Annotated in this window: 13 protein-coding genes; 1 reads left to right on the plus strand and 12 read right to left on the minus strand. The window is 57.4% G+C overall.

Features of this window, described 5'->3' with window-relative positions; all coding sequences use genetic code 11:
* Positions 1–91 precede the first annotated feature (91 nt).
* Positions 92–1,696: a methyl-accepting chemotaxis protein gene (locus tag B3187_RS10950; protein ID WP_339619688.1), complete on the minus strand. Its 1,605-nt coding sequence runs from the start codon at positions 1,694–1,696 to the stop codon at positions 92–94.
* 239 nt (positions 1,697–1,935) lie between these two features.
* Complete coding sequence (locus B3187_RS10955) at positions 1,936–3,651, minus strand: potassium/proton antiporter (protein ID WP_265367654.1); 1,716 nt, start codon at positions 3,649–3,651, stop codon at positions 1,936–1,938.
* A 134-nt stretch (positions 3,652–3,785) separates the two neighbouring features.
* Here B3187_RS10955 and B3187_RS10960 point away from each other — a divergent pair, with 134 nt between their 5' ends.
* The gene (locus B3187_RS10960) at positions 3,786–5,789 is read left to right on the plus strand and encodes a VacB/RNase II family 3'-5' exoribonuclease (RefSeq protein WP_286806429.1); all 2,004 of its coding nucleotides are present in this window, start codon (positions 3,786–3,788) and stop codon (positions 5,787–5,789) included.
* Positions 5,790–5,867: 78 nt separating this feature from the next.
* Here B3187_RS10960 and B3187_RS10965 read toward each other — a convergent pair whose 3' ends face one another.
* The 10 genes from B3187_RS10965 to B3187_RS11010 form a co-directional block, all read right to left on the minus strand.
* On the minus strand, positions 5,868–8,924 hold the full coding sequence (locus tag B3187_RS10965; RefSeq protein ID WP_286806430.1) for a TonB-dependent receptor: 3,057 nt from the start codon (positions 8,922–8,924) through the stop codon (positions 5,868–5,870).
* A gap of 450 nt (positions 8,925–9,374) precedes the next feature.
* Positions 9,375–10,196 (minus strand): 3-keto-disaccharide hydrolase, encoded by an 822-nt coding sequence (locus tag B3187_RS10970; protein WP_286806431.1) that lies wholly within the window; start codon positions 10,194–10,196, stop codon positions 9,375–9,377.
* 26 nt (positions 10,197–10,222) lie between these two features.
* Positions 10,223–10,522: a Dabb family protein gene (locus tag B3187_RS10975; RefSeq protein ID WP_286806432.1), complete on the minus strand. Its 300-nt coding sequence runs from the start codon at positions 10,520–10,522 to the stop codon at positions 10,223–10,225.
* 59 nt (positions 10,523–10,581) lie between these two features.
* Complete coding sequence (locus tag B3187_RS10980; RefSeq protein WP_286806433.1) at positions 10,582–11,877, minus strand: TRAP transporter large permease; 1,296 nt, start codon at positions 11,875–11,877, stop codon at positions 10,582–10,584.
* Positions 11,870–12,379, minus strand: coding sequence for a TRAP transporter small permease (locus B3187_RS10985; RefSeq protein WP_123637021.1), 510 nt, complete (start codon positions 12,377–12,379; stop codon positions 11,870–11,872). Before B3187_RS10985 ends, B3187_RS10980 begins: the two co-directional genes overlap by 8 nt.
* A gap of 3 nt (positions 12,380–12,382) precedes the next feature.
* The gene (locus B3187_RS10990; protein WP_123637020.1) at positions 12,383–13,417 is read right to left on the minus strand and encodes a TRAP transporter substrate-binding protein; all 1,035 of its coding nucleotides are present in this window, start codon (positions 13,415–13,417) and stop codon (positions 12,383–12,385) included.
* A gap of 184 nt (positions 13,418–13,601) precedes the next feature.
* Positions 13,602–14,468, minus strand: coding sequence for a DMT family transporter (locus B3187_RS10995; protein WP_286806438.1), 867 nt, complete (start codon positions 14,466–14,468; stop codon positions 13,602–13,604).
* Positions 14,469–14,607: 139 nt separating this feature from the next.
* Positions 14,608–15,036, minus strand: a complete 429-nt coding sequence (locus B3187_RS11000) for an SRPBCC family protein (protein WP_286806434.1) — start codon at positions 15,034–15,036, stop codon at positions 14,608–14,610.
* Between the two features lie 80 nt (positions 15,037–15,116).
* Positions 15,117–15,524 (minus strand): VOC family protein, encoded by a 408-nt coding sequence (locus B3187_RS11005; protein WP_286806437.1) that lies wholly within the window; start codon positions 15,522–15,524, stop codon positions 15,117–15,119.
* Positions 15,525–15,650: 126 nt separating this feature from the next.
* Positions 15,651–16,816, minus strand: a protein-coding gene (locus B3187_RS11010) for an IS3 family transposase (RefSeq protein WP_286806440.1) whose coding sequence is annotated in 2 segments (ribosomal slippage) — positions 15,651–16,561 and positions 16,561–16,816 — 1,167 coding nt in all. Because the reading frame shifts where the segments join, the coding sequence is not laid out codon by codon here.
* Positions 16,817–16,889: the final 73 nt, after the last annotated feature.

A 16,889-nucleotide genomic window follows, 5' to 3' on the forward strand; every position in this document is an offset into this window, starting at 1 on the left:
CCGACCAGTATCAGACTGTTGCCAATCGGCTCGCTCACGGAAGTCTCCTCGTATCACGCCTGGCCCGAAAACTCGGGCCGGCTCGTTAACGTCAGACCTTGAACCTTACCACCAGTTCTCTCAGGCTGGAAGCCAGGTCGGTCAGGCGCCCACTGGCGCTCGCCGTGGTCGCGGCATCATCCTGTGTCCGTGCTGCTAGCTCGTTGATCTCCACCATATTTTTGTCAATATCGGCGGTGACGGTACTCTGCTCTTCGGCGGCGCTGGCAATCTGAATCGCCATATTGGTAATCCGCTGTACCGCCTCGGCGATATCCTCCAGGGATTGCCCGGCCTCCCCGGCGGCGGTTACCGCCTCTTCGGTCATTTCGCTGCTGGAGGTCATGGCCTCAACCGCTTCCTGCACGCCGGACTGAAGCCGGGTCAGCATGGTGCGGATATCCTCGGTGGACTGCTGGGTGCGGCTGGCCAGGGTGCGAACTTCATCCGCCACCACGGCAAAGCCACGCCCCTGCTCGCCCGCCCTCGCCGCCTCGATGGCAGCATTCAGCGCAAGCAGGTTGGTCTGCTCCGCAACGCCGCGAATCACATCAATGACGGAGGTGACGTTCTTGGCTTCTTCTTCCAGACGGCGCATGCGCTCCGCCGTTTCGCCAATGTGGGCCGAGAGGCTGTTCACCCTGGCCACGGCCCGCTCAATGCGCTCGCGCCCCACATCGGTGGTGCCCGATGCGTTTTTGGCACTGTCGGCGGTCTCGTTGGTATTCTGCGCCACTTCCTGAATGGCGGCGGTCAGCTCATTGACGGCCGCCACCACCATATTGATGGCCTGACCCTGATCGTCCGCCGCCTTCTGGCTGCTGGTGGAGGCCTGCAGCACCTGCTCGCTGGAAACGGAAACGTCTTCGGTGGTGTGACGAATATCCCCAATCAGTTGCTGCAACCGGTCCATAAAGCGGTTCACATGCCCGGCCAGTTGCCCCAATTCATCGCGCCGATCGAGGTTGATGCGCAGCGTCAGGTCTCCATCGCCCTCGGCGATGTCGTGAATCCGGCCGCTGATTTCGTTCAGAGGGCGTGTCACCACCAGGGGCAATAACAAGGCGGCCAACACGGCAATCAGAGTGCCCGTCACACCCGACAGAGTAAGGATCGAGGTCATCTGCGCCTCTTCCGCGTCAACCCGCTGATTGAGCCGGTCAACCTGCTCCAGGCGGCGTTCGGATACTACGTCCAGGTGAGTTCGAAGCGCGTCGAAAGCCTCCGCCACCTCGCCGAAGGAGCGATCCTCCAGGAAGGCGAGTGTCATCCGATCGGCACTGCGAGCATCCTCAACAATGGACTCGCTCAGGCTAAACCAACGATCGTAGAGTTGTTGGAAGGTTTCCCGCTCTTCGCGGGTGGCGATCTCGGAGAGGTCCAAGGACTGAATCGCGCGATCGTAAGTCTGCTGGGCATTATCCTGATGGTCGCGATACAGCGCATCCATTTCGCTGCTACCCGGGTCGGCTAACAGCATGGCCCGCTCGGCGGTCAGCGCCTGATAAAGGTCGCGATCGGCCTGCATCAAAAGCTGGATTTCCGGAAGGTTCACGGTACCGATGGTGTTCGAGTAGCTCCCCATCTGGTTCGCTGCCCGCACCGCGTAGATGCTCACCGCAATAAAGATAATAACCAGAAGCGATAAAGGCAGCATCAGCTTCCATCGAAAGCTTATATTGTTGTACCAACTCAACATAACGAACCCTTCAACAAGACCTATATAAGAACATCCAGCGTTTAACAGACCGTATCGAAATACCTATCCACCCACCGTACAACGCTGAGCCTCATCGGGATTGGTTATTAAAGTGTAGCCGAGAAAAGACAAAATCACGCCTGGCCAATAATCATCGGCCGGGCGCAACATTTCTGAAGAAAAAATCGGACGGGATTTTACCGGTGGAGTTTCAGACTGACCTGAGTCAGCTTCGAGTCGCGCATATCCAGCACCACAAATTCCACATCACCCAGGCGAACCCGGTCGCCCACCACCGGCTGGCGGTACTGGCTGTAGATGTACCGAGCGATACTCCAGTTGGCCATCTCCTCCGGCACCTCAAAGCCATAGAGCATGCCGAGGTCCGCCAGCTTGGCCCGGGGCGTGACCACAAATTCCCCGAAGAACGCCTGAGCCGACAGCCGGTCCGGCTCGTCCACCCCCACCAGCAACTTGTCGAGGGCGGGCAAGTCCGTGGCGGAGGCCAGCAAGTAGACGTGATCTCCCGGCTCCAGGGTATGACTTTCCTTTAGCGACAGGGGCTGATCCTCCCGCAAGACGCACAACAGGCTGGCGCCCGCCGGCAAGGGCAGTTTATCGGTGGGCGAGCGCAGCGCCGGGCTGCCTTCGGCCAGCTTGTAGCCGACAAACTCGTAGCCCACCTGCCCCGGCACCCCCAACTCGACCCGCTGGACCCGTGAGGAAGTGGTGGGGACATCGAGCTTCAACCAGCGGGCCAGGGGCGCCACGGTCCAGCCCTGCATAACCAGAGACACCAGCACAATAAAGAAGGCGATATTGAAAAAGAACGGCCAGTTCTCAAAGCCTGCCAACCAGGGAAACATGGCCAGCACAATCGGCACCGCGCCGCGCAGCCCCACCCAACTGATGAACAGCTTTTCCCGCCAGGCGAACTGAAACGGCATGAGACACAGCCAGACCGCCACGGGGCGCCCGACCAGAATCAGAAACAGCCCCACCAGCACGGCGCTGGGTGCATAGAGCATCAGTTCGCGGGGCGATACCAGCAGGCCCAACATCAGGAACAGACTGATCTGGGCCAACCAGGCGATACCGTCATGGAAGCGCTGGATGTTGTAAAGCCCTCGGGAGAGTCGGTTACCGACCACCAGGCCGGCCAGGTACACCGCGAGGAACCCACTGGCCTGCAGGACCGCTGCCAGGCCAAAAATAGAGATGCCACCAAACAGGGCCAACAGAGGGTACAACCCCGGGCTCAGGGCCAGACGGGCGACACCATAGGCGAGAATCCTTCCGCCCAGCAGACCAATGCCAGCCCCCAGCCCCATCTGCCAGACAAACTGCCCCAGCATCAGGGCGTCAAAACCGCTCTGCTGGCTGACCATGAACTCCACCAGAATAATGGTCAGAAAGATCGCCATCGGGTCGTTCAGACCGGATTCGATTTCCAGCGTCGCGCCCACCCGGGTCTTGAGCGCCAGCCCCTGCATGTTCAATACCGAGAATACCGCCGCCGCATCGGTGGAGCCCACAATCGCCCCGATCAGCAAGCCCTCAACCCAACCAATTCCCAGAATCCAGGCGGCAAAAGCGCCGGTCAGGGCCGCTGTGCCCACCACCCCGACGGTGGCCAGGAGCAAGGCTGGGCGCAGCCCGACCCGAAAGTTGTGCCGATCAGTGCGCAAGCCGCCATCGAACAGGATCACCGCCAGCGCCAGCGTGGCCAGGAAGTACGCCGATTGAACATCGTTATAACGAATGCCACCGAGGCCGTCTTCCCCCGCCAACATACCGATAATAAGGAACACCAGCAGCAGAGGCATGCCCATGCGCGGGGAGAGGGTGCTGGCGAGAATGCTGATCACAAACAGCATTCCGCCAAACAGAATGAGCTGGTTCAAGGTATCCATAGGGCGCCAATACTACTACATATCCAGAGAATGGAGCCGGCCAATTGTGCCAGCCCCGGTAACGTCAGGGCGGGTTTCCTGTTATGATCGCGCCTGACCCCGAAACCGAACCTGCCAATCTGAAGTTGTCTCTCATGTTTGATCAGAACGCACTGCAACAGCTGTCTCAGCTCAAATCCAACCTTCGCTCGGAGAAGGACCTGGCTCAAGGAACCGTGCGCACCACCACCCGTCGCTTTGCGTTCGTCCACCTCGATGATGGGCGGGATGCCTTTCTTCCGCCCGATGAAACCATGAAGGTCATGCCCGGCGATCGGGTAGAAGTCCAACTGACCACCAACCGCAAAGATCAACTGGAAGCGCAACTGGAGCGACTGCTGAGCAGCGAATTCACCACCTTTGTGGGTCGCTATCGCGTCAAGGGCAAGGCCCATTTTGTGGAGCCTGACGTCGCCCAGTTTACCCGCTGGCTGTTTATTCCTCCAAATCAGCGCAAAGGCTTCGACGATGGCGACCTGATTCACTGCAAACTCAGCCGCCATCCATTTCATCACGAAGGCAAGGCGCAGGTCACCATTCTCAGCGCCATTGGCAAGCCCGGCGAGCCTGGAGTGGAAAGCCGCTACATCACCGCGAAATTCGAACTGCCGACGGACTGGTCCGATAAGGCGCGGGATCAGGCCCAGGCCATCAACCTGACGCCCATCACCGCAGATGATCACCAGGAAGACCTGACCGATCGCCCCTTTGTGACCATCGACGCCGAAACCACGCGGGATATGGACGATGCGGTTTACCTGGAGGCGCGCGAGGACGGCTGGGACCTCTGGGTCGCCATCGCCGATCCGAGCCGCTACATCGAACCGGGCACCCCGCTGGACCAGGCCGCCGCGAGCCGGGCCAGCACCGTCTACCTGCTGGGCCAGAGTGTGACCATGCTGCCGGCGGAGCTGTCCCACGACACCTTTTCACTGGTGCCGGATCAGCGCCGCCCGGCCCTGGTGTGCCAGATGCACATCCAACCGGACGGTACCATTACCGACTACCGGTTTTCCGAGGCCCTGATCCGCTCCCACCACAAGCTGAGCTACACCGGCGTCACCGAGTTGCTCGACGGTGGGGATGCCCCCGTTGACCTGCCCGCCGAGCGGGTCGAGATGCTCAAAGCCCTGCACGCCTGCGCCACCGCACGCAGCGACTACCGTCATCAGCACGCGTTGATGATGGAAGACCGTCCGGACTATTACTTCGTCCTGAACGATCAGAAGAAAATCGAACGCATCGAGAAACGCGAGCGCACCAAGGCGCACCGGATTGTAGAAGAGTCCATGCTTGCCACCAACATCTGTGCGGGGGAACTGTTCACCCGGCACCCCGGGCACGGCATTTTTTCCAACCACGTCGGCTTTCGCCCGGAACGACTGGACGATGCCGTCAGCCTGCTGAACGAAGACGTTCCGGACTACGAGGTCGGCGACCTGACCGCGCTGCGTCACTTCCAGAAGCTGCTGCGCGATCTGCGGGTCAACCCGGACAATACTCCGGAATTCGAGTCCCTGCTGCCTCTTGTCCAACGGATGCTGCAGGCCGCCTCCCTGTCCGCCGATGCCAGCGAGCACTTTGGTTTGGGCTTTCCCCATTACGCCACAGTCACCTCGCCGATCCGGCGCTACCACGACTTTTACAATCACCGGGCCATCAAGCGGATACTGCGCGAGCAACCCGCCCAGCCACCGGAACCTGCGCTGCTTGAAAGCCTGCAGAGTCAGCTTCAGAAAGGCCGTCAGGCCTGTCGTCAGTTGGAGCAGTGGCTGGCCTGTGATTTTGTGCGCGACAAAATTGGCAGCGTACACACGGGCACCATCGCCCTGGTGAACTCCATGGGCTTCGGGGTGCGTCTGGACGACTGGGGTATTGAAGGTTTTGTGCGGTTGGCCAAAGATGACGTCAAGCCGGCATTTGATTCAAGGCGCCTGAAAATCACCCATGAGGCTCAACAGTACCAACTGGATCAGCAGGTACACGTGATCATTCAGGGCGTGGACGATGAGCGCCAGCGGGTGATATTGGAAGTGGTCGATGAAGCCACCGCCGAGCGGTTGAAAGCCTGGACAGACGCCCCCGCTTCCGACGAGTAAATCACGCCGCCTCAAGAAGCATTAGACACAAAAAAACCGGCCGCCAACAGCGTTGACGGCCGGTTTTTTTATTGACGATTAAAAGGTCGCGCGCACGCCCAGGGAGTACCGGGCTTCGTACTCGTACTGCCAGGCGAACTGATCTTGAAATTCGAGGTAGTACTGCTCTTTTTCGTCGGTGATGTTGGACGCGTTGAAGAACACATTGACCGCGTCATTGATATCGTAACTGGCTGACAGGTCCACATAGCCGGTCGCCTCCTGCCACAGGGCGCCATTGCCCCAGGTCTGGTTGTAACCCGCTACACGCTCGCTGCGGTAGTTGTACGCCACCCGAGCCTGGAAGGGACCGGACTCGTACCAACCCACCAGGTTGAACACATGCTCGGAGTTATCCTGGAACGGCAGGTCACCGCCGTTGAGATCCTGATTGCCGGACTCGCTGGGTGAGTAGGTGTAGTTTACGTCCGCACCAAAATCCTCCAGCACACTGTCATACAGGAAGTCACCGAAGGCGAGCTTGGCACTCAACTCGAGCCCTTTCAGCTCACCGCCGCTACCCTGAACACTGGTGGACACTTCCACTTCCCGACGCACCACACCGTCCTGGTCCGGCAATGCCATCTGCACCGAACCGCTCTCGATGAAACTTTCGACATCGATGTAGAACAGGCCGGCACTCAAGGCACTGGCGGGCCCCAGGTAGTATTCCAGCGACAGATCGTAGTTGTCCGCGCGCCAGGGATCCAGCTCCGGGTTACCGTCGGAGTTGCCACCGATCACGATAAACTGCTGGTACGTATCGCTACTCGCCTCACCGTCGATGGCGTAGTTGGGGGCCAGACCCGCACCCCACTGAGCCAGATCCAGCGGCGCCATGGTCTTGGTGGCCGCGGCACGCAATACCCACTCGTCGGTCAGATCAAAGCGCAGGTTCAACGAGGGCAACACATCGCTGTAAGAACGCTCGGTACTGACCTGGCCCAGGAACTCGTTGGCGGCACCATAGGGTTGTGGGCTGCCCACCTGGTTCTGATCCACGGTGAGGTCGGTTTCCACCACCCGCACGCCAACATTACCGCTCATGATGCCGCGGGAGAAATTGGCTTTGATGTAAGTGCTCATCTCATCCAGGTCGACCCCATAGGAACGCCCCGGATTGATCGCCCGGCGGGTGCCCGGATACAGTTGGTTGTGTACACCTTCCACGTCGTCCATGTACTCCGGATTGACCGTCCAGACCGGCGGTATGCCCGTGGCACTGCCAAAGTCGCTGACCTGAATGGGATCGAGGCCGGAGATGGGGGTCGGCACACCGGCGGTGTAATAGTCGCCGCCCTCACCGTAGGTGCAGGCACCCTCAATACCGCCGCCATTCAACACCACGTCGGTGGCCTTCCACTTCACATCGCAACCACCCACCGGCGAGAGCAGATCAAACTCGAAGTTGTCCACGCTGCGCTGGCTGTAACGCACGCCAAAGTCCACGCTATCGAGCATGCCACGAGCGATTTCGTAGCTTCCGTCAAAGCGGACCACATCCACATCCCCTTCGCGCAGGAAGTTGTTCTCCGAGGCGAAAGCACCCAGCGAATAGCTGTTCACATCGTCCACATAGCTCTGCAGACTGCGGCTGGCGATACCGGCCTGAGGTTGACCATCGCGATTCAGGTTGGCGTTGTTGTCCCAACCGCTCCAGTGTGGGTTATCCCCCTGGTAGTTCACGGTGAGCACCGGCCAGCCCTGATAGCCATCCGGATTGGTCTGCAGGCGCCCTTCCGCGCAGTCACCCTGCTCCCCGGCGGTACCCGCTGGGTAAAGCTGGCAGTCCACACCCCACTGGCTGCCATTGGCCAGGTCGATATCCATGTAGCTGTTCAGTTGCTCCTGCTCGGCACTGCCACTGACCAACCGCGCGCTGCCGGTAAAGGCGCCACCGTTGTCGTAATTCAGCTCCAGATTGAAGTTCTGGGATTCCGCTTCGGTCACCCCCACATCCGAGTAGGACTTCAGGCGCATGCCATTGCCGGTAAACTCCTGAACGGTGTGCAGCTCCCCGCCGCTCATCTCAACCCCTTTGGGTGTACTGATGCTCGGGTAGGCCCAGCCCCACCGGTTCCACTTATCAGAAAAGGCGACGCCCATCTGGCGATCGTAGTCTTCCATTTTGGTGTAGAAGGCTTCGGCGACCAGCTCAAAACCATTCCCCAGATCCGCCTGGAACGCCGCATTCAAACCATCGCGCTCACGCTCGGAGGCTCGGTTGAACGCCGAGTGACCCTGATAGGCCCAGAACGTATCGCCAACCACGCCGTTATCGTTCACATCCACACCATCAGCGGTCACCCGATCACCCATGCCGCCAAGCTGCGTGTCGGCGCTGACCCAACTGTATTCCGCTCCATCGCGCTCCGACGCAAAACCGGTCCAGCCGGCATCGCCATTCATGCCCGAGTAGGTATTGGCCAGGTTGGAGGTCTGATGAGCGAACGACACCAGAAAACCCACCGTGTCGGTACGCCAGTTCGCCAGGAAGTTCACGGAAGGGTCGGTTTCACCGGTTTCCTTGCCCCGCCCGACTTGCGCCGCACCGGAGAGTGTCCAGCCATCATCAAACCCGCTGTCGAGCGGGCGATAGGTTTCCAGATTGACCACACCGCTGATGCCGCCCGGATGGTTGGCGGCCGTCTGGGATTTGATCACCTGGGTGCCGGAAAACAACTGTGAGGGAATGTCCGAATAATCCGGCTGGACCGTGGTGATGGAATTGGCACCCAGATAGGATTCGCCATTCAAGGTGGTGGAAACCTGCCCCAGGCCTCGAATGTTCAACGATCCCCCTTCCCCGGCGTTGCGGCGAACCTGAACACCGCTGATGCGCTGCAGGGAGTCGGTGATGGTTACATCCGGCAGCTTGCCAATATCTTCCGCTGAAATGGCATCGACAATGGAATCGGAATCGCGCTTGACGTTGACCGCCGTTTCCTGGGCGCTGCGGACACCGGTGACGATCACCTCCTCCAGCATCTGCATATCGTCCTGCGCCAGCGTCGGCGCGGTCAGGCTGCCCGCCGCGCAGGCGGCCATAACCGCCGGCAGGAATCGCTTCTGAAAAGACTTTGTTCTGGATGACATGGAACTCTCCTATCAATTGCTTTGGGTTTTTATATCGGTCCGAATACCCGGCCAGCGTCGGGGCTGACCCCCAGAGGTGACGCTAAAATGATCATCGATACTCATTAGAATCGCGCCAAAATATGGCACAAAATTCATCTTATAGGCTTAAATCGATGGATTTTTAACCATTTTGGGTCGAAATAGGCCGTGTTTCGGACCCCTATCAATCTACCTGAATACCATTTTTGTAACCGATTACAGGCGAAAGTGAGCATATTACTAATAAAACCCGAGTGCAACCGCTTTACACTTTTTTGTATTTGGAGCCGCCAAAACGGCGTGGGACGTGAGAAGCGAAGGAGAGAGGCGCTCCCGGGGAGAGCGCCAGACGGCACCCGGCCACTGTGCTTGGCCGGGTGCCCTGAGAAGTGAAGTCGTTGCTAATTGCGAGACAGAGGCCGAACTTTATTACAGGGGTTTGATCGTTATGTTTCTGAACTCAACGCCCTGCCCTTCGGATTGCAGGGCAATGTAACCCCGGGTCAATGGCTGCCCGTCTACTTTGAGTTCCGGGTCAAAACCACTGACCACACCGCCACCGATCTGCGGCTGGGTGTACTCAAGTACGGTCTCACCATTGACCCGGTGAACCACCCGCGAGTCGCCGTAAACAATCAGCTCACCCTCAACCCACTCGCCGGGCTGATAGGTCGCCGAGGTGGAGTTGATGCAGTGGCGCTCATCAATCTCCCCGTCATACACCACATCCGTGCCCGGAGAGCACATATTGCCGGTCGGGCGCGGGTTGCCATCGTCCCGATCCGCCAGCATCTGGTACTCCACGGAAATGGGCCAATCCTGCTCTTTCAGAATGGTGTTCGGGTCCTGAGCATGGAACATGATGCCGCTGTTCCGGTAGGCGTAGCCCGGTGCATCGTCGAGCCACTGATCCGTAAACCGGTACTCGAACTTCAGGTGATAGGACGAGAACGGCTGCTCGTAAAACAGGTGACCAAAGCGCTCGCCAAAACCGTCCTGGTAACCATCATAATTGACCTGAATCACGCCATCCGCCACCCGGAAGGTATCGGCGTAATTATCCCCGACTTCATGGTGATGGATTTTGACCACCCAACCATCCAGGTCCTTTCCGTTGAACAGCGATTGCCACTCTCCGGAGTCCCGGTTCTGCTCAGTGGCACTGCAGGCCGTCAGCCCGATAAAAAACAATGCACCGGCGGCTCGGCCGGGTACACGAGTCAGGTTGATGCGGTTATTTAAAAACTCCATGGCACGCTCCTTAAGTTACGTGGCAATTACGCGACCGAGTAGTCAAACACAACAATGTCTGCCACCAGCGGCACAAACTCCGCCTTGAGCGCGTCATGCTCCGGATGAGGCAGATAGCGCTGCCGCGCCTGCTCATCGGCAAAGGTCATCAAAACAGCGTGGGTGAAACCCTGATTCAACCCTTCGGGGCTGTCATTGAGCCCCCACTCCACCGCTTCGACTCCCTCCACGCGGCTGGTCATGGATTCGAACAGCGTGCGGACTTTCTCGATCTCCGAAGCGGTTGCCTCCGGCTTGAATTTGACCAGAAGAATATGTCGGATCATGTGTTTTCCCGTGTAAATAAAGTCAATGACAGACGCTGCACCTCAAGTGCAGGCGACCTCTATAAGTCCATCAGCCGTGGCAAGAACAAGGTGACCTCCGGAACCAGTGCAATCAGGATCAACACCAGAACAATGATTCCATAGAAGGGCATGAGCGACGGCAATATACGCTCAACTTTCTCATTGGCGACACTGGCGCCCACATACAGACCGCTCCCCACCGGAGGCGTGATGGTACCGATACTCAGGTTATAGACCATGAGGATACCGAAATGCACCGGGTCCACACCAATCTTCAGGGCGATGGGCAACAGTATGGGGGTAAAAATCAGAATCGCCGGACCAATATCCATAAAGGTGCCAATGATCAACAGAAACAGCGTAATGATCAACAACACCATCACCGGGTTTTCCGAGAGCCCGAGAATTACACTGCTGATCAGATCCGGAAGCCCGGTAATCGCCATGGCAAAGGACATTGCCGATGAGGTTCCCAACAGGAACATGATGATGCCGGTCATCACCAGTGACTGCACCAGAATATTGCGCAGGTCCCCAAAGGACACCGTGCGATAAACCACCATGGTCAGAAAGGCCGTGTAGGCTACCGCAACCGCCGAGGCTTCAATCGCGGTAAACACACCGCCGACGATACCGACCACCACCACGATGATCAGCAACAGGCTGGGCAGCGCCTCCATCGTGACACGCCACGCCACGCCCTTCTCCACCAGTACCACGGAGCGATAGCCCCGGCGACGGGCAATCACATAGGTCACCAGCATGCACCCTGCACCCCAGAGCACTCCGGCCACCAGGCCGCCCGCAAACAGCGCCGCAATCGAGGTGCCGCCACTGGCCAGGGCATACAGAATGAACGCCGTCGTCGGGGGAATGAGCATTCCCGTGGGCGCCGAGGCGATATTGACCGCCGCGGCAAACGGGTTGCTGTAGCCCTCTTTCTTGCTCATGGGCACCATGACGCCACCAATCGAGGTGGACGCCGCAATGGCGGACCCCGAAATGGCCCCGAACATCATATTGCCGGCAATATTGGTGTGGGACAGAGAGCCGGGGATATGCCCACTGAACAGTTTGGCAAAATTCACCAACCGCATCGCGATGCCCCCGGAATTCATGATCACCCCGGAGAGAATGAAGAAGGGCACCGCCAGCAGGGAGAAGCTGTCCAGGCTGGAAAATATCTTCTGCGCTGTGGTGAACAGCGCAACATCCATGGGCAACACCGAGGCGATGGTGATCACGGAGGACACCGCAATACAGATACCAATGGGAATACCCAGGACCAATAAAAACGCAAAAGACCCGATCAGTAACAGCGCCGCATCAAACATCCTGTGGTGCCTCCTCGTCCGAGCGCAACTCTTTTTCCAACAGCTCGATGCAATTCAGCACGCTGTACACCGCCAGAATTCCCCCGGCCAGCGGTAAGGCCGAGTAAACATACCCCATGGCCAGCCCCAGCGATGGCGACACCTGATTCATGGTGATGCTGGTGGCGTTGTATCCGCCCTGGACGAGAATGAAAATGGCGAACGCCAGAAAGGCCAGCTCGATCAGTATCTGCCAGTAGTGTTGCCAGTGAATGGATACCTTGTCCGAAAACAGGGTAAAAGCAACATGCTTGCGCAGACCGGCCACATAGGCCATTGAGAGCATGGACACCCAGACCAGTGAAAAACGCAGAAACTCCTCCGAATAGGTGCTGGGAGCCCCCAACAGATAGCGACTGATAATCTGCCAACAGGTCATGGCGACCATCACCAACAACCAGACACTGCACACCACCTCAACCACACGGTCCATCACCGTTCGAATCCCGTTGATCAAGCGCATACCCTACTCCGTCTCATCTGCTGTGGACCTGATTTCGCGGTAAAGCGAATACTGCTCGGGATACTGTTTCAGGGCCTCATACATGGGCTCAACCGCCTCGCGGAACGGCGCGAGCTTGACGTCAATAAAGTTCACCCCGAACTCATCAATCGCCAACTCCCGGGTTTCCGCCACGGCCTCGTTCCAGGCCTGTTTCTGAAACGCAATCGATTCCGCCATGGCCTCATACACCGCCGCCGTCTGCTCATCGTTCAGCTTGTTCAGCGTCATATTGCTGATGACCACCACATCGGGAATCCGTGTATGCATGGTGTAGGTGTAGTGCTTGGCGATTTCGGCGTGTCGGGCAATGGTGAGGGCAAACTCGTTATTCTCCGCCCCGTCCAGAATGCCCTGCTGCATGGCGGTGTACACCTCGGCCTGACCCATGGCCACCGGAACCGCCCCCAACAGGCGCATCATCTCGATGGCCGCCTCGCTCTGCATGACCCGTATCTTCCGTCCTTCAAGGTCCTCCACGGAACGAATCGGGTCATCTTTCACGTAAAAATTGCGTGAGCCGGAGTCGTAATAACCCATACCGACAAACCCGTTCTGCCGGGTGGAGGCATAGATGGGCTGCATGATGTCGGGATTGTCCATGACCCGGTAAAAGTGCCCGGTATCCTCGAACAGGAAAGGCATGGAAAACACACCGTAGATGGGTGAAAAACTCTCCATCAGCCCGGCGGACACCTTGGTGATATCCACCGCGCCCACTTGCAGCAATTCCACCAGCTCACGCTCACCGCCGAGCTGGCTGTCCGGGAAAAAGCGGACCTTCACCTCGCCTCCGGTTTTTTCCTCAATCCGCCGACCGAGCAGGTGCAGGGCATCAATCACCGGCTGGCTGTTCTGGGCATAGGCGATAAACAGGGTGGTACCACGGGTTGCGCCGGAGAAAATGCCGGAGGCCGCAATCACGGCAACCGCCAAGAGCGCGATAATGCCCACGCAAAGCGCTTTCAGCGCCCGGGACAACGGGGGGCGAGCTGTCATTATTATTCTCCTACCATCAAGAATACATCGGCAGAATACGAGCCTTCACAGACGAAACGGGCGCCAACTTGATTTCATTATAAATCATTTTCGATCAAATTTAGGCAATTGTAACCCAGAAAGTGCGTGATTGAAATATAGTGAAGGCTAAATTATCGGAAGGAAGCGCAGCGCACCCTGAGCATCATGCAGCGCGATGCCGGTAACCGGGGCGAACGTTCGAGTAGACGCTCAGCGCGGTGACCGTCACCAGAATCAGCAGCAGCCCCAGCACCTGGAAGAGTCCCAGGCGTTCATTCAACAGCACCACGCCGAACAGGGAGGCGGTGACCGGCTCTACCATGGCCACAATGGAGGCTACGGCCGGTGCCGTATAGTTAAGACCCCGAATGTAGATCACAAACGACAGGCCCGCCCCGAGTACGCCCAGAATCACAAACAGGAGCCAGATTGGCGCACTCAGCACCGCCAGCGCCTGCTCCGTGCCGCTGAGTACCAGGAGAATGACACTGAGCACCCCGAAAGCGACCAGTAACACCGCCTGTGGGCTCCCGTGCGGAGCCGCGTATTTGAAACCAAAAATGAACACCGCGTAGGACAACCCGGAGAGCAACCCCGCCCCGACCGCAACCGGCGTCACCTCGCTGGCGCCCACTTCATAAATACCGGTGAGCAACACAATACCGACAACCACCATGGCAATGGCCAGCCACTTGGGCAAGGTCGGTTGCTCGAGCTTCAGCGTGAAAGAAACGAGGTAAACAAACACCGGCGCGCAATACATCAAGGTCGCGGCGACTGCCACGCTGCCCTCTGCGATGCTGATAAAATAGAATGCGAAATTGCCCGCCACTCCCAGACCGGCAATGACCGACCAGAACCACAGTTGGCGGCAGGCCAACCCACTGCCGCGCGGCCGAAGAGCCAGCCAGGCGGCCACAAACAGCAGCCCGATCGCGCCGCGGTAAAACGACACCACCAGCGGCGCCCAGCCCTCGCTGGTAAGCACACCGCCAATACCGCCGGCCAGCCCCCAACAGAGCGCTGCCAGAGCGACAAAGACCGGGCTCTAGAGAGTTTTGTCAGCCTGAATTTTTTTCATTGCCTCATAATCCTCTTTGGCTCCCCCTCCGTGGTCCAGGTCAGCGCAGCCCGTTTCCGTGGTGTGTACAACGGAGACAATTACTCAGCTAAAACTTACGCAACTGATAATAGATTCCCGCCCCCTCTTCGCAGTATTGTTTGAGACTCAACAGAAATATCGCCCAGTTGTAATTACAGAAACGGTAAAACTCGGTCACCTCTCGCCAATCCGTGTGTTTAAGAGTGATCGCTGTTTTGCTTTCTCGCTGATCTAACTCAAAAATGACTTTCGTGCCAATCCATTCGGGATCCGAATCAGTACAGAGCCAAACCATCTTGTTTTTGGGCACCAATTCTAAAACCTTCATTTTTGTTGGGTGCTCGTCTCCAAAGCGGAATTCATTGGTCGCATCAACTTGGGCTATGAATTTTAGATCTCGGGTCCACACCTCAGTCAATCCAGCCTCAGTGGTCAACGCTTCGTAGACCTTGGATAGAGAGGCATTCACGTACTGAACATGTTCAATACTTTCCATAAATACTACTCTCAAACAACGGGTTACCGCCTTCCAGCAGGAAATGAAATTCCTCTAAGCTGACTGACATTATCAGACCTCTAATTCGCCAAGCTAAGCTGCCAGGATACGCCATATCTATCATTCAGCCAGCCAAACTTTTCACTGAACCCATAATCACCCAAAGGCATCAGTTCAACGCCTCCGTCAACCAGGGTTTGAAAGGCCTCTTCGATCTCCGCTTCCGATTCGCACTCCACATACAGTGATATGGAGGGTGTAAAGGTAAACTTATGACCGAGGTGGCTATCGAGTGCCAAGAACTCCGTGCCGTTCAGCATAAACCGAGCCAACTTTACAGAGCCTTCCGGCTCATGCTCACCTGCTTTGTAGTACTCAACACCAACGATTTTAGAATTGGAAAAAACAGTTGTATAAAGCCTGATTGCCTCTTCGGCTTTTCCAGCCTGATCGCCAACAAACATAAGGGATGTTGCAATAGACTTCATATCTCCTCCGCACCAAAAAAACACACTGATCGGCCGATTAGAGCACAGATGGAAGTTGCGAAACAAGGTCGGAACTGTAAGAAATTGTACTTCCATATTTGGCGCTATTTGTAGTGGTCAAGTGTTTTAGGCCACCGTCTTTTGAGTTTTCCAGTAGGTCTGCTCTGCCACATTAGGCGGCAGACCGTCGTTGTGCTTATGCGGCCGAAGCGCGCTGTAATAACCGATCATATATTCCGTGATCGACTGTTTCGCTGAGTCAAAGCACCGGTATCCAGTTTCCGGTACCCACTCCGTTTTCAAGCTCCTGAAGAATCGCTCTGTTGGTGCATTGTCCCAGCAGTTCCCTCGGCGACTCAGGCTCTGCGGCATCCGGTATTGCCAAAGCAGCTGCCGGAATCCCAGACTGGTGTACTGGCATCCCTGATCAGAATGAAACATTACGTCCTGTGGCTTTCCACGTGATTCATACGCAATGGTCAGCGCTTTGTTGACCAGTTCCGTGTTCGGTGATAAAGACAGCGCCCAGCCCACGGGTTTTCGGGCAAACAGATCGAGCACCACCGCAAAGTATGCCCAGCACACCCCAATCCAAATATAGGTGATGTCGCCGGTCCAAACCTGATTTGGCGCCTTTACATCGAACTCCCGGTCAAGACGATTCGGGATATCCAAGTGTGGCTGTTCCGCCTTCTTGTAAGCGTGGCTGGGTGGTTGCGTGCTAACCAGCCCCAGCTGTTTCATTCGCCTGTCAGCTCGGTAACGACTCAGCGGCGTACCGGCCTGCGTTACCATTTTGGCAATGCTACGGGCTCCGGCAGAGCCGTTGCTGGCTGCATGAGCCTCCACAACCTGATCCAGCAGCTTCTGCTCTGCCTCGCAAGGCGTTCTGTCACGATCACGCCAGGCCCGATAGCTACTGCGATGCACCCCAAACACCTGACACAGGCGCTGCACCGCATATCTCTCTTCAAGTCGCTCGATTATCGAGAATTGCTCACGGAGTCCGACATCAAGAGAGCGGTAGCCTTTTTTAATATTTCCTTCTCGTCCTCCACCCGCCGTAGCTTTCGCTTGAGATCCTGAATTTCACGCTGCTCCGGGGTGAGTGCCTCACCTTTCTGTGGTGCCTTACCTGAGCGCTCGGCACGGAGTCTGCGCACCCAGTATTCCATGGTAGACTTCCCAACGCCCATGGCGTCACAAGCCGCTTTTACTGTGTAACCCTGGTCAACCACCAGCTGGGCTGCCTCCAAGCGGAACTCGGGGCTGAAATTTCTCGTCTTTGTCATCATATCCACCTGACTTTCTCTGTGAGTGATAATACACTCAAAATCAGGTGGCCAGAATCACTATGCCACTACA

The organism is Marinimicrobium sp. UBA4209, assembly GCF_002381585.1.
In the GTDB taxonomy this organism is placed as follows: Bacteria; Pseudomonadota; Gammaproteobacteria; order Pseudomonadales; family Cellvibrionaceae; genus Marinimicrobium; species Marinimicrobium koreense.

Coding starts and splice junctions, on each gene's coding strand:
- B3187_RS10950 (WP_339619688.1), bottom strand. CDS start 1,696: ATGCTGCCTTTATCGCTTCTGGTTATTATCTTTATTGCGGTGAGCATC.
- B3187_RS10955 (WP_265367654.1), bottom strand. CDS start 3,651: ATGGATACCTTGAACCAGCTCATTCTGTTTGGCGGAATGCTGTTTGTG.
- B3187_RS10960 (WP_286806429.1), top strand. CDS start 3,786: ATGTTTGATCAGAACGCACTGCAACAGCTGTCTCAGCTCAAATCCAAC.
- B3187_RS10965 (WP_286806430.1), bottom strand. CDS start 8,924: ATGTCATCCAGAACAAAGTCTTTTCAGAAGCGATTCCTGCCGGCGGTT.
- B3187_RS10970 (WP_286806431.1), bottom strand. CDS start 10,196: ATGGAGTTTTTAAATAACCGCATCAACCTGACTCGTGTACCCGGCCGA.
- B3187_RS10975 (WP_286806432.1), bottom strand. CDS start 10,522: ATGATCCGACATATTCTTCTGGTCAAATTCAAGCCGGAGGCAACCGCT.
- B3187_RS10980 (WP_286806433.1), bottom strand. CDS start 11,877: ATGTTTGATGCGGCGCTGTTACTGATCGGGTCTTTTGCGTTTTTATTG.
- B3187_RS10985 (WP_123637021.1), bottom strand. CDS start 12,379: ATGCGCTTGATCAACGGGATTCGAACGGTGATGGACCGTGTGGTTGAG.
- B3187_RS10990 (WP_123637020.1), bottom strand. CDS start 13,417: ATGACAGCTCGCCCCCCGTTGTCCCGGGCGCTGAAAGCGCTTTGCGTG.
- B3187_RS11000 (WP_286806434.1), bottom strand. CDS start 15,036: ATGGAAAGTATTGAACATGTTCAGTACGTGAATGCCTCTCTATCCAAG.
- B3187_RS11005 (WP_286806437.1), bottom strand. CDS start 15,524: ATGAAGTCTATTGCAACATCCCTTATGTTTGTTGGCGATCAGGCTGGA.